General features: G+C 60.6%; 25 protein-coding genes and 1 other RNA gene. 22 read left to right on the top strand and 4 right to left on the bottom strand.

Features of this window, described 5'->3' with window-relative positions; all coding sequences use genetic code 11:
- Positions 1 to 7 precede the first annotated feature (7 nt).
- From rsmH to rsmI, 4 genes are all read right to left on the bottom strand, one after another.
- Positions 8 to 934, bottom strand: coding sequence for a 16S rRNA (cytosine(1402)-N(4))-methyltransferase RsmH (gene rsmH / locus OUZ45_RS02735; protein ID WP_266168386.1), 927 nt, complete (start codon positions 932 to 934; stop codon positions 8 to 10).
- Positions 935 to 992: 58 nt separating this feature from the next.
- Positions 993 to 1,439: a division/cell wall cluster transcriptional repressor MraZ gene (gene mraZ, locus OUZ45_RS02730; RefSeq protein ID WP_266168385.1), complete on the bottom strand. Its 447-nt coding sequence runs from the start codon at positions 1,437 to 1,439 to the stop codon at positions 993 to 995.
- 323 nt (positions 1,440 to 1,762) lie between these two features.
- Positions 1,763 to 2,129, bottom strand: an RNA gene (gene rnpB / locus OUZ45_RS02725) — RNase P RNA component class A.
- 67 nt (positions 2,130 to 2,196) lie between these two features.
- The gene (gene rsmI / locus OUZ45_RS02720) at positions 2,197 to 3,030 is read right to left on the bottom strand and encodes a 16S rRNA (cytidine(1402)-2'-O)-methyltransferase (RefSeq protein WP_266168384.1); all 834 of its coding nucleotides are present in this window, start codon (positions 3,028 to 3,030) and stop codon (positions 2,197 to 2,199) included.
- An 88-nt stretch (positions 3,031 to 3,118) separates the two neighbouring features.
- On the opposite strand from rsmI, the gene OUZ45_RS02715 reads away from it, so the two are divergent.
- The 22 genes from OUZ45_RS02715 (at position 3,119) to OUZ45_RS02620 (ending at position 25,478) form a co-directional block, all read left to right on the top strand.
- Positions 3,119 to 4,933 carry a penicillin-binding protein activator gene (locus OUZ45_RS02715; protein WP_266168383.1) on the top strand — a complete coding sequence of 605 codons (1,815 nt, stop codon included), beginning with the start codon at positions 3,119 to 3,121 and terminating at the stop codon, positions 4,931 to 4,933.
- Positions 4,933 to 5,289, top strand: a complete 357-nt coding sequence (locus tag OUZ45_RS02710; RefSeq protein WP_266168382.1) for a YraN family protein — start codon at positions 4,933 to 4,935, stop codon at positions 5,287 to 5,289. The genes OUZ45_RS02715 and OUZ45_RS02710 overlap by 1 nt, the downstream gene beginning before the upstream one ends.
- Entirely contained in the window at positions 5,286 to 5,432 is a 147-nt protein-coding gene (locus tag OUZ45_RS02705; RefSeq protein ID WP_266168381.1) for a PDDEXK family nuclease, read from the top strand. The genes OUZ45_RS02710 and OUZ45_RS02705 overlap by 4 nt, the downstream gene beginning before the upstream one ends.
- Positions 5,433 to 6,136: 704 nt before the next feature.
- Positions 6,137 to 6,631: a hypothetical protein gene (locus OUZ45_RS02700; protein WP_266168380.1), complete on the top strand. Its 495-nt coding sequence runs from the start codon at positions 6,137 to 6,139 to the stop codon at positions 6,629 to 6,631.
- A gap of 46 nt (positions 6,632 to 6,677) precedes the next feature.
- Positions 6,678 to 7,646 (top strand): VirB8 family type IV secretion system protein, encoded by a 969-nt coding sequence (locus tag OUZ45_RS02695; RefSeq protein ID WP_266168379.1) that lies wholly within the window; start codon positions 6,678 to 6,680, stop codon positions 7,644 to 7,646.
- On the top strand, positions 7,646 to 8,413 hold the full coding sequence (locus tag OUZ45_RS02690) for a TrbG/VirB9 family P-type conjugative transfer protein (RefSeq protein WP_266168378.1): 768 nt from the start codon (positions 7,646 to 7,648) through the stop codon (positions 8,411 to 8,413). The genes OUZ45_RS02695 and OUZ45_RS02690 overlap by 1 nt, the downstream gene beginning before the upstream one ends.
- A complete protein-coding gene (locus tag OUZ45_RS02685) occupies positions 8,410 to 9,681 on the top strand; it encodes a TrbI/VirB10 family protein (RefSeq protein ID WP_266168377.1) in 1,272 nt (423 codons plus the stop codon). Before OUZ45_RS02690 ends, OUZ45_RS02685 begins: the two co-directional genes overlap by 4 nt.
- 18 nt (positions 9,682 to 9,699) lie before the next feature.
- Complete coding sequence (gene virB11, locus OUZ45_RS02680) at positions 9,700 to 10,740, top strand: P-type DNA transfer ATPase VirB11 (RefSeq protein WP_266168376.1); 1,041 nt, start codon at positions 9,700 to 9,702, stop codon at positions 10,738 to 10,740.
- 11 nt (positions 10,741 to 10,751) lie between these two features.
- Positions 10,752 to 11,600 (top strand): lytic transglycosylase domain-containing protein, encoded by an 849-nt coding sequence (locus OUZ45_RS02675; protein WP_425601662.1) that lies wholly within the window; start codon positions 10,752 to 10,754, stop codon positions 11,598 to 11,600.
- A gap of 199 nt (positions 11,601 to 11,799) precedes the next feature.
- The gene (locus OUZ45_RS02670) at positions 11,800 to 12,225 is read left to right on the top strand and encodes a TrbC/VirB2 family protein (RefSeq protein ID WP_266168374.1); all 426 of its coding nucleotides are present in this window, start codon (positions 11,800 to 11,802) and stop codon (positions 12,223 to 12,225) included.
- Positions 12,218 to 12,526, top strand: a complete 309-nt coding sequence (locus tag OUZ45_RS02665; protein WP_266168373.1) for a VirB3 family type IV secretion system protein — start codon at positions 12,218 to 12,220, stop codon at positions 12,524 to 12,526. The genes OUZ45_RS02670 and OUZ45_RS02665 overlap by 8 nt, the downstream gene beginning before the upstream one ends.
- Before the next feature lie 194 nt (positions 12,527 to 12,720).
- Positions 12,721 to 15,177: a VirB4 family type IV secretion/conjugal transfer ATPase gene (locus OUZ45_RS02660; RefSeq protein ID WP_266168372.1), complete on the top strand. Its 2,457-nt coding sequence runs from the start codon at positions 12,721 to 12,723 to the stop codon at positions 15,175 to 15,177.
- A gap of 45 nt (positions 15,178 to 15,222) precedes the next feature.
- Positions 15,223 to 16,002 (top strand): hypothetical protein, encoded by a 780-nt coding sequence (locus tag OUZ45_RS02655; RefSeq protein ID WP_266168371.1) that lies wholly within the window; start codon positions 15,223 to 15,225, stop codon positions 16,000 to 16,002.
- A gap of 91 nt (positions 16,003 to 16,093) precedes the next feature.
- Positions 16,094 to 17,185, top strand: coding sequence for a TrbL/VirB6 family protein (locus tag OUZ45_RS02650; RefSeq protein ID WP_266168370.1), 1,092 nt, complete (start codon positions 16,094 to 16,096; stop codon positions 17,183 to 17,185).
- Positions 17,186 to 17,195: 10 nt separating this feature from the next.
- Positions 17,196 to 17,696, top strand: a complete 501-nt coding sequence (locus OUZ45_RS20800; protein ID WP_425601661.1) for a DUF4189 domain-containing protein — start codon at positions 17,196 to 17,198, stop codon at positions 17,694 to 17,696.
- 201 nt (positions 17,697 to 17,897) lie between these two features.
- Positions 17,898 to 18,449, top strand: a complete 552-nt coding sequence (locus tag OUZ45_RS20795; RefSeq protein WP_425601660.1) for a DUF4189 domain-containing protein — start codon at positions 17,898 to 17,900, stop codon at positions 18,447 to 18,449.
- A 946-nt stretch (positions 18,450 to 19,395) separates the two neighbouring features.
- Complete coding sequence (locus OUZ45_RS02645; RefSeq protein ID WP_266168369.1) at positions 19,396 to 19,890, top strand: hypothetical protein; 495 nt, start codon at positions 19,396 to 19,398, stop codon at positions 19,888 to 19,890.
- Between the two features lie 21 nt (positions 19,891 to 19,911).
- Positions 19,912 to 21,042 (top strand): XVIPCD domain-containing protein, encoded by a 1,131-nt coding sequence (locus OUZ45_RS02640; RefSeq protein ID WP_266168368.1) that lies wholly within the window; start codon positions 19,912 to 19,914, stop codon positions 21,040 to 21,042.
- A 250-nt stretch (positions 21,043 to 21,292) separates the two neighbouring features.
- Entirely contained in the window at positions 21,293 to 21,802 is a 510-nt protein-coding gene (locus OUZ45_RS02635) for a hypothetical protein (protein WP_266168367.1), read from the top strand.
- Positions 21,803 to 21,882: 80 nt separating this feature from the next.
- Entirely contained in the window at positions 21,883 to 23,169 is a 1,287-nt protein-coding gene (locus OUZ45_RS02630) for an XVIPCD domain-containing protein (RefSeq protein WP_266168366.1), read from the top strand.
- A 243-nt stretch (positions 23,170 to 23,412) separates the two neighbouring features.
- Entirely contained in the window at positions 23,413 to 23,940 is a 528-nt protein-coding gene (locus tag OUZ45_RS02625) for a hypothetical protein (RefSeq protein ID WP_266168365.1), read from the top strand.
- A complete protein-coding gene (locus tag OUZ45_RS02620) occupies positions 23,937 to 25,478 on the top strand; it encodes an XVIPCD domain-containing protein (protein WP_266168364.1) in 1,542 nt (513 codons plus the stop codon). The genes OUZ45_RS02625 and OUZ45_RS02620 overlap by 4 nt, the downstream gene beginning before the upstream one ends.
- The last annotated feature ends 22 nt before the right edge of the window (positions 25,479 to 25,500 follow it).

Here is a 25,500-nt window from a genome sequence, read left to right as displayed (position 1 = left end):
AGTGCCTTCACGAGAGTTTCTCCGCCACACGCAAGACCGCCGAGCGCGCGCGCGGGTTGGTGGCCAGCTCGGCATCCGACGGGAATTGCGCCTTGCCGACCGCCGCCAGGCGTGCCGGCGCCGCAACCACGGGCGGACCACGACGGCTGCCCTGCACGCGCCCCGAGTGATCGCGGATGAACAACTTCACCACGCGGTCTTCCAGCGAATGGAAGCTGATGATGGAGAGGCGGCCGCCGACGTTGAGGCGCTCCAAAGCGGCTTCGAGTCCCTGCTTCAGCGAATCCAGCTCGCCGTTCACGCGGATACGCAGTGCCTGAAAGCTGCGCGTGGCCGGATGCTTGCCCGGCTCGCGGCGACCCACTACGCGTTCGATCAGCGCCGCCAGCTCGCCGGTACGGGTAATCGGCTGCTCCGCGCGGCGCTCCACGATGGCGCGGGCGATCTTGCGGCTGAAACGTTCTTCGCCATAGGCCCACAGCACGTCGGCGATCTCGCGCTCGTCAGCGTGAGCGAGAAAATCCGCCGCGCTCTCACCCTGCGTGGTGTCCATGCGCATGTCCAGCGGCGCATCGGCCATGAAGCTGAAGCCACGGGCGGCTTCGTCCAGCTGCGGGGAGGACACGCCGAGGTCGAGCAGGATGCCATCGAGGCCGGCCGCGGTTTCTTCCCACTCGGCGAGGCTGGAGAAATTGGCGTGGCGGATCGACACGCGCGAATCGGCGGCGAATTCCGCCTGTGCGGTGGCGATGGCGGTGGGGTCGCGATCCATCAACAGCAAACGCCCATCCGGGCCGAGGCGCGACAGCACTTCGCGGGCATGACCGCCGCGTCCGAAGGTGCCATCCAGATAACGCCCGCCTGCCCGCACGGCGAGACCCTCCACTGCTTCACCCAGCATCACCGGGATGTGCCGCAACTGTTGCTCGGCCATGCCGCACTCCCGCTCTCGTTCCGTTTTTTGCTTTTCTCTACGCCGCTACCGTGGCCGGTTACAGACGCAGGTCTGCCATTTCATTGGTGATGTCGTCTTCGCCGATGGTCTGGCGGATCTTGGCGAGGTGGGCCTGTTCGCTCCAAAGCTCGAACTTGTTGCCCATACCCAGCAGAACCGCTTTCTTCTCGATACCCGCCGCCGCGCGCTGACTGGCCGGCAGCAGGATGCGCGCAGCGGTATCCGGCTCGACGATGGCCGCGGCACCCACCAGCTTCATCTGCATGTCGCGATGGGCGGCCTTGACCTTGGGTAGCGCATTGACCTGATCGCGCACCTGCTCCCACTCCGCGTACGGGAACAGCCAAAGGCAGCCCGGCTCGAAGGGGTTGTAGGTGATCACCAGACGATTGGCGCACTCGCCAGCCACCTGCTCCCGATATGCAGTCGGGATGGCCAGGCGGCCTTTGTCGTCAACGGTGATGGCGGTTTCGCCTTGGAACACGGTCGTAAGACTCCACTAATTCCCACGATTTCACACGGGAACCCACGATAGTCTCGCCCCTTGAGACTGTCAAGGGATTTTTGCTTGTGAATCAATGAGAAAGGCAATGGTGTGGCAGTATTTCCAGCCTTTTCTGAGGAAGCATTCGAAGGTGCTTGAATGCTGGGGATTTTTTGTGCGCCACCACGCATCACAAAGCACCCGCAAACCGCGCCCACGAAGGCGCCGCATGAACCTCCGTTCATGCACCGAATCCTTTCGATAAATCTCACGCGACACCCTCGGCACGTCTGCGCGCGCCAAGGGTGTCGTCGGAGGGAAAGAGGTGGAGTCGGCCTATAAGCCGGGTTCTGTACGCCTTGCGGCGCGACAGTCATTCCTCTCGGCCTGGCGTCACCGCCAGGCTCCAGCAACCTACCCGGGAACAACGCGGGCCGCGTTATCGTTCCCCTATTTGGTCTTGCTCCGAGTGGGGTTTACCGTGCCACGCGGCGTTAGCCCCGCGCGCGGTGCGCTCTTACCGCACCGTTTCACCCTTACCACGCGCATCCGAGGATGCCGTTCGGCGGTTTGCTTTCTGTTGCACTGGCCGTCGGCTCACGCCGCCCAGGAGTTACCTGGCACTCTGCCCTATGGAGCCCGGACTTTCCTCGATGCGCTTGCGCGCGACGCGACTGTCCGGCCGACTCCACCGCACATTCTATAGGAAGGGCACCCGAGTCGTACGGCGAAGGTGAAAGACGAACTTCACCCTCATTCACTCCTGACTTGAATAGAGCGCCTTGCGCGGCGCCCCACTGATCGCCGCCGCCAGTTTCGCCGCCTTCGCCGGAGGCAATTCGTCGCGCAAGATGGCGAAGATGCGCTGCCCCTCGATCACGCGCTCATCCACTTCTTCGCCACGACCGTGAATGAGGATGACGCATTCGCCGCGCTGCTGATCGGGATCAGCCGCCACCCGTGCGGCAAGCGCCTCAAGCGGATCACCCAGCACGGTTTCAAACAATTTGGTCAGCTCGCGTGCGAGCACACCTTCGCGTGCCGCGCCGAACACATCACGCATATCTGCCAGGCTTTCGGCGACGCGGTGCGATGACTCATAGAAGATCAACGTGCGCGAATCGCCCGCAAGTTCCTGCAGGCGCGCACGACGTGCGGCAGCCTTTGGCGGCAGAAAGCCCTCGAACACAAAGCGGTCGCTGGGCAGGCCTGATACCGACAAGGCGGCAATAGCCGCGCATGCACCCGGTACCGGCACGCACCGTATGCCGGCAGCGCGCGCCGCTCTCACCAGCCGAAAGCCCGGGTCGCTGATCAGCGGCGTGCCCGCGTCGGAGATCAAGGCCACCGATTCGCCCTGCAACAAACGCTGCACGATGGCGTCCACCACTTCGCGCTCGTTGTGCTCGTGTAGCGCAGTCAGCGGCGTGGCGATGTTGTAGTGCATGAGCAAGGGCCGGCTGTGCCGGGTGTCCTCGCAGGCGATCACGGTCACGGAGCGCAAGGTTTCGACGGCGCGCGCGGAAAAGTCGTCGCGATGCCCGATAGGCGTTGCGACCACCCATAGGCAACCGGGTTGAACATGTGACATTCGTGGTGTTCCTCGGCGACGAGCCAGCGATACGATCGGCTATGATCGCCCATCTGCTCATTGTGTCCACAGATTCAAGGGACGTCTCATGCGCCTGACTCGCGCCGCAGGTATCGGCCTGCTGATTTCGCTGGCTCTCAGCGGCTGCGCACCACCCCAGGTAGCGCGCTCGCCGGCCGAAATCTCCGCCGAAAACGATGCCGGCATACTGGCTCGACAAGGTAAGTTCGAACAGGCTGCACAGGCTTTTCTGGCACTGGCGCAAACCGCGCCCGCACACGCCGATCACTACCGCCTGCGCGCTGCCGAGGCCTACAGGCAGGAAGGCCGCCTCGATCAGGCCGTTCCATTCCTTACCGGCATCAAGCGCCAGAGGCTGGAGGGTGACGAACCCGTCAGGCTCGACCTACTGCAAGCCGAGCTCGCATTGAATCAGCACGACGCACATCGCGCCCTGCAGCTCACCACGCAGCCTGAAGTCGCTGTGCCGGCAGGCCTGCGACTCCGTCTGCTGGAACTGCGCGCCAAGGCCATGGACGCCAGCGGCGACCTCTGGGGCGCCGCCCGCAGCCGCGTGGAGATGGACGACAAACTTAGTGGCCTGGATCAGTCGCAGAACCGCAAGCAGATCCTGGCCCAGCTCACCAAGCTCGGCGCCGACCCACTCAAGCAGCGCGCGGCCGCCATGCAGCAAAGCGATCGCATGCTGCCCTGGGTCAATGAAGCACTGAGCCAACTCGGCGTAGCCGTGGCGCGACCACAACCCACGCTGGAGCAGCAGGTCGGCACCATGATTCCCGGGCAGGACGCCAACGTGCGCGAGGGCTACAACATGCCCGAACGCATCGCCCTGCTTGTACCTGGCAGCGGCAATTACGCCGCTGCCGGCGCCTCCATTCGCGAAGGTTTTTTTGCCGCTTACGCCGACGCCTCACGCAACCACGCCCCACGTCCACTGGTGCGCGTATACGACAGTGGAGGCACGGCCGCCGGCGCAGTCAAGGCGTACCAGCAGGCCGTCAACGATGGCGCCAAGCTGGTGGTCGGCCCGCTAACGCGCGGCGAAGTCTCCGCCCTATTCGGCCTGCCACAGCTGCCCGCGCGACTGCTGGCATTGAATCATCCTGACGACAAAAGTCTGCCTGCTAATGGCGTAGCCGAGTTCGGCTTGTTGCCGGAAACCGAGGGTGCGCAAGCCGCCGACCATATGGTCGAGCGCGGCTTGCGCACCGCCTACATGATCGTGGCTGGCGAGGATTTCGGTCAGCGTGCCGCGAACGCCTTCAAGGCCGAACTGGAAGCGCGTGGCGGCAAAGTCGCCGGCTCAGCCAGCCTCAGCGGCAGCAGCGTCAACTACGCCTCGATCATCAACAGCCTCAACGCCTCAAACGCAGATAGCGATGCCGGTGTATTCATCAGTATGCGTCCACAGCAGGCACGCCTATTGTTGCCCCAGCTCAAACTGGCGCGCGTGAATCTGCCAGTGTTCGGAACTTCGCATATCTATGGCGGCGTCGATGAAGCCGGCGCCAACCACGACTTGGACGGCGTGGAGTTTTGCGACTCGCCCTGGTTGTTCGATGCCCAACCCGGCCTACCCAACCACGCCGATGTCGCCTCGCAGCTGCCTGCAGCTCGCGGCACCTCTGCGCGCCTGTTCGCGTTCGGCATGGACGCCTGGAACCTGGTGCCCTACATCGACTGGCTGCGAGACCACGCGGGCAGCTATCTCCCGGGCGCCAGCGGGCAGCTCACTGCCGATCAATTCGGTCGCGTGCGCCGCGTGCTGGTGTGGGCCAAGTTCGAAGACGGCCTGGCTCACCCGCTCAATGGCAGCCTGCAGATGGATAGCGCACCGGCTCAAGCGCCACCGGTTTCCAACGATCAGACGAACCAGGGCTGATGCGTGCAGCAGGCGCGATTTTCGAACAGCGCGCCTGCGACGAGCTGCAGCGAGCGGGCCTGACCCTGATCGCACGCAACTTCACCACTCGACATGGTGAACTGGATTTAGTGATGCGCCACGGCGACACCGTGGTGTTCGTCGAAGTACGCCATCGCTTGCGTGCCAATCATGGCGACGCCGCCAACTCCGTAACAAGCAGCAAGCAAGTCAAACTCATCCGTGCTGCGGAATTGTGGCTGGCCGCGCATCCACACCACGCACAGCGCCCCTGCCGTTTCGATGTCGTGTGCTATGACGGCCCCGCAGAACATGCGCAGATGACATGGTTGCGCGCGGCATTCGAAGCACATTGAAGCCAAGCGCCACCGGTTTCCAGCGATCAGACAAACCCGAACTGATGCGGGCGGAGTGTGCTGCGTTCGAGCAGCGTGCGCGCAAGGAACTGCAGCGTGCCGGTTTGGTTCTGATCGCGCGCAACGACATCACGCGCTACTGACTGGCTTCGCATCCGCCACATGCAAAAACGCCTCGCCGTTTCGATGCCGGTGCTACACCAGCCCTGTTGAAAACACGCACATGACCTGGTGGCGTGATGCACTCGAGCTAGCCTGACTCGCAAGATAAGTCTGTAGGGCAATGCCGCAATGACGTGTAGGAATATTCCTTCATTGCTCGAAAGCCTCCATGTGTTGCGATTTCACTACATTGTTTAAAACGAAAAGCAAACCAGCCGAGCACCTCAAACCTGGCAAAATTGAGCGTACTGCGTCACAATTTGACGCTCGAGGTCTGGCTCCTCGAGGATCAAGTGCGCTTTACTGCGCAACGACTGCGCATACATCCCGATCTCGGGCATGCGACGAACCGGACTGAAGGTTAAGGCCGGTAGCAAGAAGCCAGACTAGACAGGGAGTCTGAATGGAATCGACACTATTTTTCGCTTCGCGGGCGCCACAGTTGCCCGCTATCAACGTGACGCGACAAAGAGGTTCGTGCGGGCGCTTCGCCAGCACGCATCCTGGGTCGTTTGAACGTTCGTTGCTGCGCTTTGCAGCACTTCATCCTCTCTTGTACTGACTCAACGCCGCCGGGTCCGGCGGGCGCCCCTTCGCGTGTCCAACATGCGGATGCGCGAAAGGTCCGCAGCTGACCCTGCGCGATCTCTGAAGCTTCCCTACAACTTGCGGGTATGACGTGAAAATGGATTTCTTCAAACGGGCCCTGATGGGCACTTCGTTACTTGCAACTCTCGCGCTCGCAGGTTGCGGAACGCCTCCTGCCAAGGACTTCGGCGGCCGTTGGAAGCCGGTGAACCGCTTTCAGGACGCACCATCGGAAATCCCCCTGGCCAAGACGTACACCTTCTATGCCGCACCGATGGACGGCACGCTCAAAACCATGCTGTCGCGATGGGCGAAGGATTCAGGCATGCAGCTTTCCTATCAGCTGCAGTCTGATTTCACGCTCTACAAGCCCGTGTCTCAATTGCAGACCACGGACATCCAAGACGCTGCGACGAAGCTGAACTCGATCTACGCAGCGCAGGATGTTTTCGTCACTGCGGACAATCGTCAGATCCAGGTGCGCTCGGCTAGCGCCGTACGTGCCGAAGCAGCACCTCAGCCGACCGAATCAGCAGCAGGCGCGCCGACAACAGGTACGCCAGCGACCGAAGCACCAGCCAGCGCCAAATGACGACGACAAGGATCCACGTTGTGATCACCGAAACGGGCTTTCACTGATGTTCAAGCGAACTTCCAGTCAAAAAATCGACGAGGCCGTAGCCAAGTCGGTCAACTACGAGGTCACCGTGGCGGACCTCGCCAAGCGCAGCGAGCGCCGTGCCTGGTGGGTTGCCTTCAGCGCCATCGCCATGTCGCTCATCCTGGCCGGCGGCTATTTCTACATGCTGCCGCTCAAGGAAAAAGTCCCCTACGTCGTCATGGCTGATGCCTATACCGGCACCAGCACCGTCGCACGCCTCAATCAGGACTTCCTCGACAACCGCATCACCACCAGTGAAGCGATCAATCGCAGCAACATTGCGCATTTCATCCTCGCACGTGAGTCCTATGACGTGGCGATGATGAACCTGCGCGACTGGACTGTTGTGCTGACGATGTCGTCACCCAGCGTGGCTGCCGCTTATACGGACCTTTATTCGACCAGCAATCCGAGCAACCCCTACAAGATCTACGGCCGAAATACCGCGATCCGCGTGAAGATCCTCAGCACCGTGCTCATCGGTGGCGGCCCCAATGCCGCCCCGAAGGGCGCGACCGTGCGCTTCCAGCGCAGCCTGTACGACAAGTTGAACGGTAGCAGCCGCCCGCTCGACAGCAAGATCGCCACGATGGAGTTCACCTATAAGCCGAACCTCAAGATGGACGAGAAGTACCGCATAGAGAACCCACTCGGCTTCCAGGTCACCAGTTATCGCGTGGATAGCGACTACGCCACAACGCCTCCGGAAGAAAATCCTGCCGCACCTCAGCCATCCAATGACGAGGCCTCTGCACAACCCACCGAACCCGCTGCAGCAGCACCGCCGCCGGAAGCGGGCACTGGCGAAGTGTTGCAGTCGAACCTAGCCCCGCGACCACCGATGTCCGAAAACGGCATGCCCGCGCCCGCGCAGACGCCGCCGCCAGCGCCGACGCGCGCACCAACTGCCGCGCCGCGAAATGATGTGCAAGGAGTGCGCCGCTAATGAACCGGACTAGTCAACTCGCCCTGACCGTTGCCCTGTGCTTCGCGGCAGCCGCCGCTCCGCGCGGCGCGGCAGCCCAGGCCGTACAGCAATACGAGTACCAGCCCGACCGCGTGTACCAGATACGCACCGGCCTGGGCATCACGACGCAGATCGAACTCAGCCCCAACGAAAAAATCCTGGACTACAGCACCGGCTTCAGCAACGGCTGGGACCTATCCCGTCGCGACAACGTGTTCTACATCAAGCCGAAGAACGTGGATGTGGACACCAATCTGATGATCCGCACCGCCACTCACTCCTACATCTTCGAGCTCAAGGTGGTAGCCACCGACTGGCGGACCCTCGACCAGGCGCGAACCAAGGGCGTGCAGTACAAGATCGCCTTCAATTATCCCGCGGACACGGCCTTCGCCAGCGAGGCCACCAAGGTCGCGGAAACGCCTGAACTCAGCACCGCACTGGTCAGTGGGCGCGCCTACAACTTCAACTACGACTATGCAATGCGGAGTCGTACACCGCCATGGCTAGTTCCCGTCAATGTGTATGACGATGGCCGGTTCACCTACATCAAGTTGAGCGATATGACGAAGTTCCCCACCGGGAACTTCCCTGCCGTCTACATGCGCGAGAAAGAGCACGGCGAGGACGCCGTGATCAACACGACCGTGGAAGGCAACACGATCATTGTCCATGGGACGTATCCCTACTTGGTCATTCGTCACGGCGACAACGTTGTGGGCTTGCGCAGGAACACCGCCAAATGAACCAGTACGAAGCACAACAACCCGGTAACGGCGGCCCAGGACAGGGCGTGCCGCCTCACGAACAGGGCGGCGCAAGCAACCCTTACGCCGCGCAATATCAACAGCAGGCCGCGCCCGATCTCGATGCAGGTGCGCCCCAGCTGAAATCGAACGACGCCCGCCGAGCGAACCGCAACGCCATCCTTATGCTGGGGACGCTCGCGGCGCTGCTGGTCTTCGGCGTGTTGTGGGCGTTCTTCTCCACCAGTTCGCGCAACAACACACAGCCCAAGGCACAGAAAGAGGAAACCGTCAGCGTGCCAGACGCTCCGCAAGCGCCGCCGCCGCTACCGCCGACCCGGCCTGTCGTTCTGCAGCAGGCCCAGCCGATCCCGGTGGCTCCGCCGCTGCCGAAGTCCAACCCTCAGCCGGCGGGCCGACCCGCCCCCCGAGTTCCAAGCCTGGTAGATCGCCGTATCGCTGCCGCCGAAGGCGGATCAGCCAGCAATGGCGTCGATAGCGGCGGTTCTGGTTATGGTCGCGGCCCAGCAAACAACGGCGGGATGCCGCCAGGCATGGCTGGCCTCCCTGGCATGTCTGGCATGAATGATGGAACCAACCAGTTCCGCATGCCGGCCAACGCTAACTACAACAACGCGAATAAGCTGCCGGACGTCTCGAACGCCCAGCCGCTCACGCATCCGGACAATCTCATGCTGCGGGGCACCTATGTCCGCTGCGTGCTGGAAACCCACATCATCACTGACATCCCGGGCTTCACCTCCTGCATCGTTACCGAGCCGGTGTATTCATTCAACGGCAAGCACCTGTTGCTGCCCAAGGGTTCCAAAGTCCTCGGCCAATACAGCCAGGAGCCGAATGGCCCCCGCGTAGCCGTGATCTGGGATCGCATCGTCACGCCCTCCGGCATCGACGTGAACATGGCAAGCCCCGGCATCGACAATCTTGGCGGCGCCGGGCATCCCGGCTATTACAACGCGCACTGGGGCAGTCGCATCAGTTCCGCCTTGTTGATCAGCTTGCTCAGTGACGCCTTTAAATATGAAGCCGCCGAGCATGGCCCCAAGGCCAGCACCATTGGCGCCAACGGCACCGTGGTGCAGCAGCCGTTCGAGAGCAACACGGCGCAAACCATTCAAAACCTTGCCGACCAGGCTGTGCGGCGTGCCGCCAACCGCCCGGCCACGGTCACCATCAACCAGGGCACCGTCGTGACCATCTACGTCGCCAAGGACGTGGACTTCACCGGCGTGCTCGCCCGTAACTGATCTTAGAGATCCAAGCCCATGGTTGACGACACCATCGCCGATATCCCCAACGAATTCCTGGATTACCAGTACTCCGTGCTGGGCATCCGGGAGTTCATGGCCTCGCCCGAGGTCACGGAGATCTGCGTCAACCGTCCTGGCGAGCTGTATCTGGAAGCCGGTGGGCGCTGGCAACGGGTGGATTTGCCGACGCTCACCTTTGACCGTGCACGACAGTTCTGTACCGCGGTGGTGAACGAGAGCAACACCGGCCAGCGCATCACCGACGTCGACCCGGTGGTATCCCTCACGTTCCCCACCGGGCAGCGTGCGCAGTTCGTCATACCGCCTGCGGTGGAAGCGGGAAGCATCTCGATCACGATCCGCTTGCCGTCCAAGCAGACCAAGACGTTGGCCCAGTATCAGGAAGATGGCTTCTTCAACGAAATTCTCGAGGATGCCGCCGGTATCAGCGAACAGGATCGCCAATTGTTGCAACTGCGATCGGAGCGCCGCTACGCGGATTTCTTCCGCCAGGCCGTGCTCAACAAGAAGAACATCGTAGTGTCCGGTGCCACGGGTAGCGGCAAGACGACTTTCATGAAGTCGCTGGTGCACCATATTCCGGCCAACGAGCGGCTGGTGACGATCGAGGATGCCCGCGAGCTCTTCATCGATCAGCCCAACGTAGTGCACCTGCTCTACTCCAAGGGCGGCCAGAGCGCCAGCAACGTCACCGCCAAGAGCTGCATGGAGGCCTGCCTTCGCATGAAGCCCGATCGCATCATCCTGGCCGAGCTTCGTGGTGACGAATCGTTCTACTTCATCCGCAATTGCGCGTCAGGCCACCCTGGCTCCATCACCAGTTGCCACGCCGGCAGCACCGAGCAGACCTGGGATCAGCTTGCTTTGATGGTCAAAGCATCTGCAGAAGGCTCGGGCCTGGAGTTCTCCACCATCAAGCGCCTGCTCATGATGACCATCGACATCGTGGTGCACATCAAGGCCCACGCCGGGCGTCGCTACATCACCGGTATCGACTTCAACCCAAGCCGCCACGTGAATGGCAGCGACGGTTAAAGGAGCCCTTGATGCCCGCAATAATCAACATGGCAACCTGCCCCAACCTCGCCGTACCGGCCGAGGTCATGCAGCACGTGGTCCACGTGGAATCGGGCAACAACCCCTTCGCCATCGGCGTCGTGGGCGCCCACCTCGAAAGGCAACCGCAAAACCTCGACGAGGCCGTGGCCACCGCCCGCATGCTGGAAAGCCAGGGCTACAACTTCTCGCTCGGTATCGCTCAGGTCAATCGATACAACCTGGCCAAATACGGCCTGGAAACCTATGAGAAGGCTTTCGACGTCTGCCCCAACCTCACGGCCGGCACGCGCATCCTTGCGCAGTGCTATGCCCAGGCCGGCGGCGACTGGGGCAAGTCGTTCAGCTGCTACTACTCGGGCAACTTCTCCAAGGGCTATGACGACGGCTACGTGCAGAAGGTCTACGACTCCATCAACCGCGCATCGCCGTACCAGGCAATCGCGGCGCGCGCCATTCCGATTCAGCTAGCGCAGACAAGGCCACCCAAGCCCGCGTCGGCGGAGCAGTATCTAGTCAACATGCGCAGTTCGGCCATCGACGACCTCGGCGCCACACTGGCCAGCAACCTGCTGCAGAGTCGCAACCCAGGCGCACCGATCCCATCCGGCGCCCCGGTTGCAATGCCCGTATCCGCACCGCCCCCCATAGGGGCTCCGATGCCGCCGGATAACCAGCCCATAGCAGCGACCGCGCCTTCCAACGAAGTTTTCGTGCCGCAGGTGCGTGGCCCGAACGACGGCGTCGTCACTGCCAAGCAAAACAATCAACCATCCCAGCCCGTCTTTGACCAGGCCGACCTACGGCTTCAGGGACGTGACGACGCATTCGTTTTCTGACACGGGTATGCGCCGAAAGAACAGAGGAGGCGTTATCGCACGGACTACATCGTTTCTTCGATCGACACGCCGCCGGGAGCATTTCGGCGACTACTGAAACAACTGCAACAGTAAGCGAGGTCGGTGTTACGGGAGCAACTCGCAACCGGTCCCACGCCCGACACATCCATCCCAATCGACCCCAAAAGGAAGTCTCACTATGACAATCAAGATCAAGCCCTTCGTCAGCACGGCCGCTCAACGCCAGAAGATGCTCAACCGTGCAGTTCTCATGGCTGTTACGGCAGTGATCATTCTTCCCGGAATCGCCTCAGCCGATGATGCTCAGTCCAACATCTGCAGCGTTCTTACCACCATCAACAACCTACTGAATGTGGCCTCGATCGTCGTAGTAACCATCGCTATCATCTTCTCGGGTTATCAGATCGCCTTCGCGCACAAGCGAATCTCGGACGTCGCTCCAGCGCTTATTGGCGGCGTACTCATCGGCGCGGCCGCTCAGATCGCCAAAATGGTCATCGGTGGCTCCAACACCGGCAACCAGTGTGGAGGCACATCGCTCAATACCACCATGCTGATGGACCACCTGCACTCCGCCGTGCAGTTCATCCAGCACTATGCATAAGAACGCGCTGTTCCGCGGTTGCACCCGCCCGCCCATGTTCATGGGCGTGCCTTATGTGCCCTTCTTCTTGGGTGCGGGTGGGTGCCTGTTGCTTGCGATGTACTTCCACCTTCTGTTCCTGCTGTTGATACCGCCGGTCATCATGGTGATGCGACACATGGCCAAGCGCGACGAAATGATCTTTCGCCTGCTTGGCCTGCGCCTGCAATTTCGCACACGCGTGAGGAACCTGCCGCTGCACGACGGAATGTGGGCGTTCACCCCCAACGAATACCGCGACCCGCGTGCCAAGAAAAAGTAAGCGATGCCATACATGCTCGCGCGGCAAGCAACACGTCGCACGAGCGCACGGCCCAGGTCTGTACATGCTCCCTGAGCGTAAGCCGACCTAGGACCGAACTTCCCGGAGATGTCGCATAGCATCGCGGCATCTCCGGTCTATATCGACATGGCGGATCAAGCGAGCCTCCATCAGATCCACGAACTGGTAACCCTATGTATACGCCTGACGCCCCCATAAGCGCCTTCATACCGCTATCCGCCCATGTATCGCCCACCGTGCTCAAGACCACCGGCGGCGACTACCTGATGACGTGGCGCCTGGAGGGCCTGCCGTTCGTCGGACGCGAGGAGTGGGAGCTGGAGCACCGCCACAACAGTTTCAACCGCATGCTGCAAACCCTGCGTGCGCCGGATTTCACCAACGTCGCCTTCTGGGTGCATGACCTGCGCCGCCGCCGGCGGCTGACGGACAAAAGCAAATTCGGCCAAGCCTTCAACCAGCAGATGTCCGACACGTACTACAGCGCGCTGTCGACACAGAAGCTGATGCAGAACGAGCTCTACCTCACGCTGATCTACCGACCTGTCGTCACCGGCAAGCGCCTGGCTGAGAAGAGTTCTAATGTCAGCCAGCTTGAGGCCGAGCAGGCCCATGCCGTTGCCACGGTCAACGAGCTGGCCGGCAACGTGGAGGCGGTTCTGAAAGATTACGCCCCGCATCGCCTCGGCATGTACGAAGCGGCCAACGGTCTGGTGTTTTCCGAAACGCTGGAGCTGTTCGGCTATTTGCTCAACCGTATCGATGAACCCGTACCGGTGCTGTCTGCTCCGGTGCCAGCCTATCTTCCAGTCAGCCGCCAGCGGTTCTCGGCCAAGAGCGGCGACTTTGTGCTGACTACGCCCAACGGCATCAACCATTTCGGCGCCATTCTGAACCTCAAGGAATACCCGGACGGAACCTTCCCGGGCATCTTGAACGGCATGAAGTACCTGGACTTCGAGTACGTCATGACCCACTCCTTCAGCCCCATGGGCAGGCAGGATGCGCTCAAGGCCCTGGAGCGCACCAAGGGCATGATGATCTCCTCCGGCGACAAGGCGGTGAGCCAGATCATCGAGATGGACTACGCCATGGACCAGCTGGCGTCGGGCAACTTCGTACTCGGCGAGTATCACTTCTCCCTGGCGGTATACGCGCCCAGCCAGGAGCAGCTCGCCCAGCAACTCGCCGCCACGCGCGCGGAGTTGTCCAATGCCGGTTTCGTGTCGGTGAAGGAAGACCTGGCGGTAGCCTCCGCGTTCTACGCGCAGTTCCCCGGCAACTGGAAATACCGCACGCGGCTGGCCAACGTCAGCTCACTCAACTTCCTTGGCCTCTCGCCGCTGCACAACTTCGCCCTCGGCAAGAAGGAAAACAATCCGTGGGGCCATTGCGTCACCACCCTGCAGACCACCAACGGCCAGCCCTACTACTTCAACTTCCACGCCACTCACCCCGGCGAAAACTCGCTGGGCGAAAAGGCCATTGCCAACACCATGGTGATCGGTAAGTCGGGCACCGGTAAAACCGCGCTCATCAACTTCCTGTTGAGTCAGGTGCAGAAGCTGTCGCCCACGCCGACCATCTTCTTCTTCGACAAAGACCGTGGCGCGGAGATCTTCGTGCGCGCCTGTGGCGGCAACTACCTGGCACTGGAGAATGGCCAGCCCACCGGCTTCAACCCGTTCCATTGCGAGCGCAACGAGGCCAACGTGCAGTTCCTGGCCGATCTGATCAAGGTGCTGGCCGGCAAGAGCGTCTATAGCTCGCGCGAAGAAGAGGACATCTACCGCGCGGTGGAAAACATGCTGGACACGCCGAAACACCTGCGCAGCATGACCAACTTCCAAAAGAGTTTGCCCAACATGGGCGACGATGGCCTGTTCATCCGCCTGCGCAAGTGGACGGCTGGACACTCGCTGGGCTGGGTGTTCGACAACCCGGTGGATACGATCGACCTGGAAAAGGCGCCGATCATCGGCTTCGACTACACCGACATCATCGACAATCCCGAAGTGCGCGTGCCGGTCATCAACTACCTGCTACACCGCCTCGAGGAACTGATCGATGGCCGCCCACTTATCTACGTGATGGACGAGTTCTGGAAAATCCTGGACGGCGCCGGTGGCCTCAAGGAATTCGCCAAGAACAAACAGAAAACCATCCGTAAGCAGAACGGTCTCGGCATCTTCGCCACCCAGAGTCCGGAGGACGCGCTGGCCAGCGATATCGCCGCGGCGCTGATCGAGCAGACGGCCACCATGATTCTTCTGCCCAACCCCAACGCCAGCCGCGAAGACTACGTGGAAGGTTTGAAACTCACCGACGCCGAATATCGTGTGGTGGTGAGCCTGGACGAGCGCTCGCGTTGCTTCCTGGTCAAGCAGGGCCACGCCTCCGCAGTCTGTCAATTGAACCTGCGCGGCATGGACGACGCGCTTTCCGTGATCTCGGCGTCCACCGACAACATCGAGATCATGCACCGCATCCTCGACGAACGCGCGGCGGCAGAAGATGTCGGCGTCGACGATCTGAAACCCGAGCAATGGCTTGCCACGTTCTACGAACAGCGCAAAGGCAGTGGCAAATCGAAATCGGATACGCCACCGCTGCGACGCGCAGCACGCTGAGACAACCTCGCGCCTCATTATTCATTTCGAAGAAAGGAATTCACCATGATCAATCAGCTTCTGCAACGCATCTTGCGCAAAGCCGGCGCAGCGATGGCAGTCCTTTTGGTCACCGGCGTCATGACGGGCCAGGCCCACGCGCAATGGCAGGTCATCGACGAATCGGCCATTACTAGCAACCATGCAGATCAGGCACTGGAATACGGAAAGACGGTAGAGCAGTACCTCCAGATGATTAAGCAGTACGAGGCCATGCTGACATCACTGACGAGCCTCAACCTCAATTTCCAGCCGGTCAACAACCATCTCACCCTGATCAGTGACCCTTCCAGCCAGGTGGCGCAGGCCTGCCCAGGCGCCAGTTCGCTGCCGGGCATGGCACTCGGTGCACTGGGCTTGGATCCTTCGATGGTCGATGGCCAGATCGTGACCCAGCAGCGCGTTATCTGCGCTCAGATCGTCATGCTGCAGGTCGACAAGTACAACACCGTTGCCAAAATGCTCAACCACATGAACGATTACTTCACCGGGCTGCAGAATATGGCTACTACGGCAAACAACTTGGTTGGCGACCTCACCAACGGCATCGGTGATCGCCAGGCATTGCAGAACCAGAACGCCCAGACCCAGGCCACCCTATCCACGGAAATGGCCAACGTCGAGCAACACCTGAAGGCCGTCGACGCCACCATCGCCGCGCTCAAAGACCAGCAGTCGCTGCTTGCCAACGTCGCCCTCAAGGGCAGCAACTCAGGCGGACTGGGCGCCCTGGGCGGCCAGCTCATCCAGGCCGGTGCCTTCGCCGCCGCATTCTCGCAGCATTGATCCCACGCGGACCGTCGATGACCACTGATCGCCTCGACACCGCTGCCCAATACAGGGTAGCGGCACACTCCGATTCCGGAGCACGGATGCCATGACCCCCACCAATCTCACCGATTACCTGTATTTCCGCCTCATCTATAACTGGATGGGCGTGGAAATTGACAACCTCAGCAAGCAGATGGTGCAAAACACCGTCCAATGGATCAGTTTCTTCGCGCTGATCCTGGTAACGCTGTGGGTCTTTCTGCAGGGCTATCGCTTGGTCACGGGCCAGATGCGCGAGTCGGCGATGACGGTCGTCAGCAACATGATCAAGATCGCCCTGGTGGTTACCTTCGCTACCACGGTCTCGCTGGTCAACAACGATGTGCGCACCTTCGTCACCCAGGACATGAGCAACGCCATCAACTATATGGTGAACGGATCGTCTTCCTCGATGACCGACACCATCGACAAGAACCTTGCCTACACCCAGATGGCGATGGCCGCCATCGACACGGTGCAGGTGCCATACGGCGACGAGAACACCGCCAACGAAAAAGCGCGCACCATGATGATCGCCACCCTGGGCACTGCTGGCCCGGCCATGACGGCCGGCGCCATGCTGCTGCTCTATCAGGTGGCCATCGCCTTGGTGGTCGGCCTTGCTCCGCTATTCATCCTCTGCCTGATCTTCGACCAGACCAAGGATCTGTTTCGACGATGGGTCATGTTCACGGTAAGCACATTATTTTCCATGGCAGTGCTCAACGCCGTGGTAGCCATCGCGCTCAAGGCCAGCATCAATACCGCCGAAGCGCTATGGGTTTCGCAGGCCATCATGCATATCACTAACACTTCGGCAGAGGGCTTCAACAGTCAGGCCCTGCAGCAAGGCGGTGTTGGCCTATTGATGACGGTGCTGATCATCTCCACGCCGCCGATGGCGGGGATGCTGTTCAACGGAACCTTGGGGCAATTTGTTCCGTTTGCTCAGGTGGGCGGTGGTGGAGTTGGCCGACCGGGGCCGCAGGGACAGCCGGCGGGTTCATATGGCTGGACTCCACCGCCGTCGTCTACTACATCACCCAACAGCGGCGCGGATCATAGAGCTCAAACCGGATTCGGGAACCAAGTGATTCAGCCACAGCGTAGCTACGCACAGGCCACTGAAAACAAAGACGAAATGAAATATCGAACATAGGCCGCAGATTATGAAGCCCCTCATCTTTGCCACTCTACTTGGCTTGCTAGCTTTTCAGGTGCCTGCGTATGCACAGGGCTGTCCGGCGGGCACGTATCCCTGGAGCGGCAATGGCATATTCACTTGCCTTCCCGACCCAAGTTATAACCAACAACAATCAACCCAGAGCAGTCCACCCTTGCCACCCGGGAGGTGGGAATCACGCTGGGGGGCTATTGCGACTGATGGTAATCATGGGGCCCTCGGAGTGACCACCAATATGTCCAGTCGCTCCAGCGCCGAAAAGGAAGCAATTAAGGACTGCAAAGCGAAGGGTGGCACCCAATGCGTGCTTGACATCGCCTATGACAACAGCTGCGCCGCTATGGTCGTGGGTGACAACGGTTACAGCATAAGGACAGGGGCGAACAACGATGAGGCAATTAGGAACGCAACCAACGCGTGCAGTGCGGACAATCGGAGTTGCCGCACCTATTACACCAACTGCACTCAAGCGGTACTAGTTCGTTGAACCCGTGTCGCGAAACGTCAACAGCTCTTTGCCCTATACCACTTAATTCGGGTGTAGATCGGCGATAAACGATTCAATGTTGATCGCGCTGCAGCAAAGCAGAAAGCGGTTCAATCAAGCATGGAGGCTTACAGTGCTTGAGATACCAGTTGTCACGTTTACTTCAACAGTTGAAGCCAAGCAGTGCCAACCCAATAGCTTATGAGTACGGATCACCTCCATAGGAATTTGAGTATGCGGCAACTCAAATTGACAGTCTTCTCACTGAGTGCGCTGGCGCTTCACTGCGCGCCGGCACATGCACAAGGCTGCCCTGCCGGCACGTACCCCATGAGTGGAAATGGCGTATTCACCTGTCTGCCAGATCCAAATTACAACCAGCAACAACAGTCGCCACAGAGCGCGACTCCCACACCTGTCCGAGCGTGGGAGTCGCACTGGGGGGCCATCGCGACTGATGAACCCCATGGAGTCGTTGGGTCCTCAAGTGGAGTGCGAAGTGCAGAGAAGGCTGAGCGCAAGGCCATCGAAGATTGCAAGTCCAAGGGAGGATCCAATTGCAAGCTGCAGCTTTCTTATTCCAACGGTTGCGGCGCCCTACTAGTCGGCGACAAGACTTTTAACCTTAACTGGGGGGGCTCGGAGAAAGAGGCAATTCAGAAGGCGATGACTGTGTGTACAGCGTCCGATACTGGCTGCCATGTCTACTTCACCAGTTGCAGTCAAGCGGCGCGCTTGTCCGGTATCTCTTAAATATCGAGCATATCCGCAGAAATTCGATCATGCGCCGACTCAAATCGACATTGTTTTTGCTGAGTGCTTTGGGGCTCCACCATTTGCCAGCACACGCGCAGGACTGCCCCTCCGGAACATATCCCTGGAGCAGCAACGGTGTATTTACTTACCTACCCGATCCAAAACACCTGCCACAAACGTAACAGCAGTCACAAGCCCTTCAACCAGTCAAATGGGCCGTCAGAACAGGTGCACGCACAGACACAATCGATAGCGTAGCAGCATGCACCGCGCCATAGCCCACCAATGTAGAGGACTCCGCCATGCGTATCGCCACGGATCAGACGTCAGCTATCTCACGCTTGGCACGGTCACTCAGGGCCGCTGGCTGTGGCTCTGCCAGATCGCCTGGCCATGCTCACAAGGCTCGCGAAGTCACTCGCCAGAAGCACTCACGCAAACAAACGAACACTCACGTTAAGGACCAGACGATGAAGAGATCATGGATGGTTTTACTTGCCTTGGGCATCGCACTACCCGTTGGTGCCCAATCCGTTGCGCCCTTTCGTGCTAATGATCCTTTTGTGTTCTGCACCCAAGGCTATGAACTCACCTGGGCAGAGATGTGCTGGGTGCCCCTGCCGCCCTACACGGGGTCCACATGGATGTATACCGGCTTATGCGACCCCCCGAACTATTACGGGCGCTCCTGGACTGGCCGCGACTGGCTGGCGCTCAGCCTCTATGAGAGCGTATGCCCACTCGCCATAACGCCAGGCGTCTGGACAGGCCCTGGCGACGGAAGCCAAGCTCCGATACCACATTGAGATATAGGCAAAGGCATGCCTTTTACTAGCAGTAAATCCAACCACGCTCGGAAGCACTGTGCAGGTTGGTACCAAACGGATATGAATCGCGGCATTCACGAATACCCGCGGCGTCTCGCCGTTGCAGGAGCTTTATCGTGAAGAACAAAACATCTCTTTTGGTCACCTCCGTTCTGGCCTTCGCGCTCACCGCCTGCAATGCGGGGGGGCAAGCGTCGACGGATCGCACTCCCTTGGCCACAACCGGCTCTGCCGCAGGTACCAAGGCACCGGATGAAGCACAGTCGTGCCCGGCGCAGGATTTCGACCAGTTCCTGACCGCTTTCATGGGCAACGTTGAAGTACAAAAGACCCACGTCGCTCTGCCGCTGAAAAGCGAAACGGTAGATCCCAACGCTGAGCCAGAGCCGAAGCCCGTCACCAAGATGCTGCCGCTGGCGGATCTGAAATTTCCGCTGATACCTTCTCCACAACAACAAGCTCAGGACGGGCTGCAATTGAGCAAAACCGTCGTGGACCCTGCTCATATCGAAGTCAAACTGGTCAAGCCAGATACGGACTATCAGCTGATTTTCTTGTTCCAGAACGATGGTTGCTGGAAGTTGTACCAGACGCGGGACGATTCGCTGTAAACGGACGCAGGAGCATCCACCATGTCGTATCAGGACGTAATGAACACCATCCTGCCTCGTCAGGACGATCGTTCGGCCCATATCACCGGCCATTACGGCGAGCACCGCACCAATGGTCCGCACGGTGGCTCGGATTTCAATTACGAGGGCGGCCAGCAAGGCACGAACCTCGGGCATCCTACCGTGCACTCTCCGGTAGCCGGCGTAGTGACCTTCGTGGGCGGGCAATACGGCACGATCAAGATCCGCGACGCAGAAGGCAACAGCCACGAAATTCTGCATACGCAGAGCCAATCGGTGACGGAAGGCCAGCGTATCGAAACTGGCGACGTCATCGGCACCATGGGTGGCCGCGGTCCGCACGGCGCGGCGCAGTATGCGCAGCATGTGCACGATCAGATGAAGGATAGCCAGGGGCATCCGGTAAATCCGGAGACATTCTGGGCCCAGCGCACTCATGATGCGCCGACCCATCCGCCAGCTCGGCAAGGTACGGCAATACCTGGCCATCCAGATGGTGTGATGCGCCATGGTGGCCAGGGCGAAGCGGTGCGCGCGTTGCAACGCGAACTGGCTCAACTCGGTTACGAGGGACGCGACGGCAAGCCCCTCAAAGACGATGCGCACTTCGGTCCGGATACGCGGCATGCCGTGGAAACCTTCCAGCGAGCGAATGGCTTGAAGATAGACGGTGTCGCCGGACCGCAGACCCTGGAGAAGCTGAGCGAGGCCTTGCGCCAGCGGCACGCCCATACGGGCCAGGCGCCACTACTCAATGACTCCGCCCATCCCGATCACGCCATGTACCGGCAGGTGCTGAACGGCGTACACAAACTGGATGCCCAGCATGGGCGAGCTCCCGATGCGCGCAGCGAACAACTGGCCGCTGCACTGACGGTTTCCGCCAGACAAGAGGGTCTCAGCAGGATCGACCTGGTTGCGCTCGGCACGAACGGAGAACACGTCTTCGCCGCGCAGGGACCGCTCGATTCACCACTCAAGCGTATCGCCAGCGTACCCACGATGACCGGACTGGAGACGCCGATGGCGTATAGCAGCCAGCAATGGGAAAAGATCCATCAGCCATCGGTGCAGCAGACAAGCCAACCTCATCAGCAAACACAGCAGCAGTCCCAAGCTCCCACCATGTGAGGCGCGGACATGGCGGCATCTTGATTGCTGCCGTTCCTTTTATTTCAGGAGTTTCGCCATGAGGCATCGAGCATCACTTTTGACCGCCGCCATCGCCGCACTGGCGCTCGCCGCCTGCAATGGCAGCAGCTCTGCCTCCGGCCAGCCGCCCGCATCCACTGCGTCGACGCATCCGGCAACAACTGCGGCTCCTCGAGCTACTGCCTCCCCCGTTCCTGCCGCCTCGGCTTCCGCATCACAAGGATCCAAGATGGACGATTTGCAAGCATTCGCCACGAACGGCGCGCGAATCATGGATTCGCTCACGGGCGACCTCAACAACGACGGCAAGCCCGATGCCCTGCTAGTACTCGACCCGCCCGCCGACAGTTCGCAGAAGCTGGGCGAAGGGGCGCCGCGCACGGTGCTTTTGCTGATCCGCGGCGAGGATGGCCAGCTGCATGAAGCCGCCAGCAACCAGAAGGTGGTGCCTTGCGCGACCTGTGGCGGCGTATCGGGAGACCCATACGGCTTTGTCCACGTGGAGCCTGGCCAGTTCACTGTTCGCAATGGCGGCGGCAGTCGTGAGCATTGGAGCGACGAGTTCGCCTTCAAGTATTCCGCCGCCAAGAAGGACTGGCTACTGGACAAAGTGTCGCGCAGCGTAGTCGACCAGGAAACGGACGCGCACAAAGAACTCGTACTCACGCCGAGGGATTTCGGCGACATCACTTTCAAGGACTTCGACCCGGCCAAGCTGCCCGAGGTCGTATTGCCCTGAAACATGCGCGCCATGACGGCGGCATGACTCAAGACACGGAATGAAGTCGCTCTTAAAGAAGCCAACCAGGAGTTGTAACCATGGCTATGGATCGAGAAACACAGGTATTGAACGCCGCTGTGGCGGCAGGGATTACGTCACCCCGCGAGCTGGCGAATTTCATGGCGCAGGTCACCCATGAATCCAACGGGCTGAACCGCCTCGACGAAAGTTTCCGCTACACCAAGAGCGTCAACCAGATTCCGGTGGAATCTGCCTGGCGCAGAGGTGAGGCCGAGCTCGACACGGCGCGCAAGGAAGCCCTGCAGGGTAAGCCGGAGCATCTGGCCGAACTGATGTATGGCGGCCGCAACGGCAATAACGAGCTGGGCGACGGCTACAAGTATCATGGCCGCGGCTATATTCAGCTCACCGGCAAAGACAACTACCGCGCCGCGGGCGAAGCGCTGCATCTGGATCTGGTCAAGCACCCGGAGCTGGCCGCTCAACCCGAGAACGCCGCCAAGATTGCGGTGTGGTACTGGGAAAATCGCGTACCGGAAAAGGCGCACGAAGATGTCCGCGAGGCTACCCGCGCCGTCAACGGCAAGCTTAACGGCCTGGCGGATCGCGAGACACGCTTCGCCGAATGGGAAAGGAAACTGACGCCTGAAGTGATGGAGCGCCTGACCAAGGGCCAGATGGGCCTGCCGCACGCGCCTTCCGTTCCGGCCCCCTCCAAGACCGAACACCAGGCTGCCGGTGCATCGTTGCGCGAAAAGGATCAGGGACCAGCCGTGCGCGAATTGCAGGATCAACTGCATGCACTCGGCTATGGCGGTAACCATCCGCCGCTGAAGGCCGATGGGCATTTCGGCCCTAACACCAAGCACGCCGTTGAGGCTTTCCAGCGTGACCACGGCTTGACCGCTGACGGCGTGGCCGGCAAGCAGACCATGGCCAAGATTCATGAGTTGGCACAGCAGTCATTCAAGCCCCAGCTCAACGATTCCCGCCATCCCGATCACGAGCTGTACAAGCAAGCCTTGGATGGCGTGCACAAACTGGACGCACAACATGCCCGCACCTCTGACACCCGGAGCGAGCAACTCGCCGCAGCGCTGGTCGTAGCGGCGCGCGGGCACGGGCTGTCGCGGATCGATCATGTGACCGCCGACCAGGATGCGTCGCATATCTACGTGGCGCAGGGCGCTCCGAACTCTCCGTTCAAGCAAGTGGCGAGCGTCCCCACCACGCAGGCGCTTGATACCCCTGTGGCACAAAGCAGTCAGGCATGGGGGGAACAAGCCGCACGGCAACAACAAGCCGCGCAGCAACACTCCCAGCCACAGCAGACGCAAGCACAAGCGCATACGCACGGCATGTAGCGCACGCATGGCCCTTTCATTGGCCAAGTTACGCACCGAAGGAGCTGGCAAATCCGGTTCCCTCGGCATGCCCGTCATCCATCAAGCCATCACCGTGCACAACGGATCGCCACCAGCGATACCACTGCACCATCGCGGCGATGCGCCTACAGAAGGAAATGCCTTATGCCAAGCCAGCGACCCTCACCCTCTACGGCACTCGCTCTCGCTCTGACTCTCGCCACCTCCGCCTACGGTATGCCTATGAACACTCCTGACATCAAGCAGAACCCGCACCCGCAGATGCGCTACGAGGTCACCCTGACCATCGAAGGCGCGCCGGGCCCCTTCGAAGCCGTGACCGGTTTCATGCAGTACGAAGTGCTCGACGATCGCTGCCTGCCCATGCAAGACCCGGTCAGCGGCGCCAAGAAACACCCGATGTCCGACCCGCCGATTCACTTCGAGCGTGTCTCCGACAATGTCTACAAAGGTGTGGTCTATGCCGACCTGCTGCAGAACGAGGACTACTACGGTCTCGGCGTCTGCAAGTGGTCGCTGATTTCCGCCATCGGCCGCTTGCAAGGCAAAGAGGCCACGTTCTCACCGGACTTGAGCCTTGACGAACTGGCGGCGCAAGAACGCAAGACGCTTTACTTCTACAAGGGCAACTACTCGCACAACAGCGTGAAGGATTCGGTCTTCGCGGGCGTTCCTCTATCGGACCACATCAAGGCGCACCGCGATGACTTCTTCTCGGTGACGTTCGAAGCCAGGGAGGTCTTTCCATGACCCTGCGCTCGATGGATTACGCCGAACTCGCCAAGGATTCCTATAACGACCGCGCGCTGGAGAAGAACTTCTATATTGATGGCGTACAGTACAAAGCCATCGCCCATATGGACCGTCCGTCCGGTTATCAGGGCACGGCTTATCAACGTATCGATACGGGCGAGATCGTCATCGCCAGTCGTGGCACCGAGTTCAATCGTGAGCCGTTACGCGACGGCGTGATTGCGGACGGCGGCATGGTGTTCACCGGCTACAACTCGCAGGCGAACGATGCGCTTGAGTTTGCCGGCCAGGTGGTGGCCATGGCGAAGGACCGCGAGCCACAGTACGGGCACCCGTTGGACGTGACCGTCACCGGCCACTCATTGGGCGGCACTCTCGCTGAGATCACGGCCTACCGGCTCGGCCTGCATGGCGAAACCTTCAATGCCTACGGCGCGGCAGGGTTGATGTACGGCATCCCGGAAGGCGGCTCCCAAGTGATCGATCACGTGCGTGCGACCGATTTCGTCAGTGCGGCCAGCCGCCATTTTGGCGAGGTGCGCGTCTACGCCACCCAGGAGGATATCGATCAGCTGACCAAGGCCGGATACCGCGACGACAGCGGTCCGCTGAGCCTGCGCAATCCGATCAAGGGCATCAGCTTCGACGCGCACCGCATCACCAACTTCGCGCCCGACAACCAAGAGCACGGCGCCTCGATCATGAACGCGGAGGACGCTGCCCGCTATCGCGCTCACCACGGCATGATCGATCGCTATCGCGACGACATCATGCTGGCGCGCACCGGGCTCTCGGCTTCCTGGGAGCTGCCCAAGGCTATCGCCCATACCGTGGAAGACTTCGGTCGCACGGCGGGCGAGCGGATCGCCAAGACGTACGAGATCGTCCGCGACGTGGCCAACGAGCAGATCCACCAGGTTGCCGAGAAAGCGCGGGAAACCGTCCACACCATCGGGCACACCTTGGAAGAAGCTGGCAAGACGGTGTCGGAGAAGTTTTCACAGGGAGCGCAGGCGATCGAACATGCCGCCGAATCCTTCGGGGATAAAGCCTCCCATGCACTGGACGTGCTGCGACATCCCGGCTCTTGGTTCGAGCACACTACCGACCCGAAAGCACCACCGGTTCGCCTGGATAACACGACGCATCCCGATCACGGCATGTATCGGCAGGCACTTGGCGCCGTACATCGTCTGGATGAGCAGCATCAACGCTCCCCCGATCAGCGAAGCGACAATCTGGCGGCGGCCCTCGTGGTTGCGGCCAGGCGAGATGGCCTGGAACAGATCCATCAGGCCACGCTGAGCGACGATAAGTCACGAACCTATGCCATCCAGGGTGAACCGTCATCGCCTTTCAGGCGCTATGCCGAAGTATCGACGCAGGAGGCAGTGAATACCTCTATCGATAAAAGCAGCGTTGCTTGGGATCAGGTCGTGGCCCAAAAGCAGCAAACTTTGATTAACGAGCAGGTCGCAAACCAGGAGCTGAATCAGCCTGCGCAACAGCGATCGGGGCCAGCACCAAGCGTGTAACTGGATAGACCAGGGTCTGCCC

The sequence above is a fragment of the Dyella subtropica genome (assembly GCF_026283965.1).
In the GTDB taxonomy this organism is placed as follows: Bacteria; Pseudomonadota; Gammaproteobacteria; order Xanthomonadales; family Rhodanobacteraceae; genus Dyella_D; species Dyella_D subtropica.
Note: the sequence above shows the minus strand (reverse complement) of the source record. Positions and strands in the feature narration are given on the sequence as shown.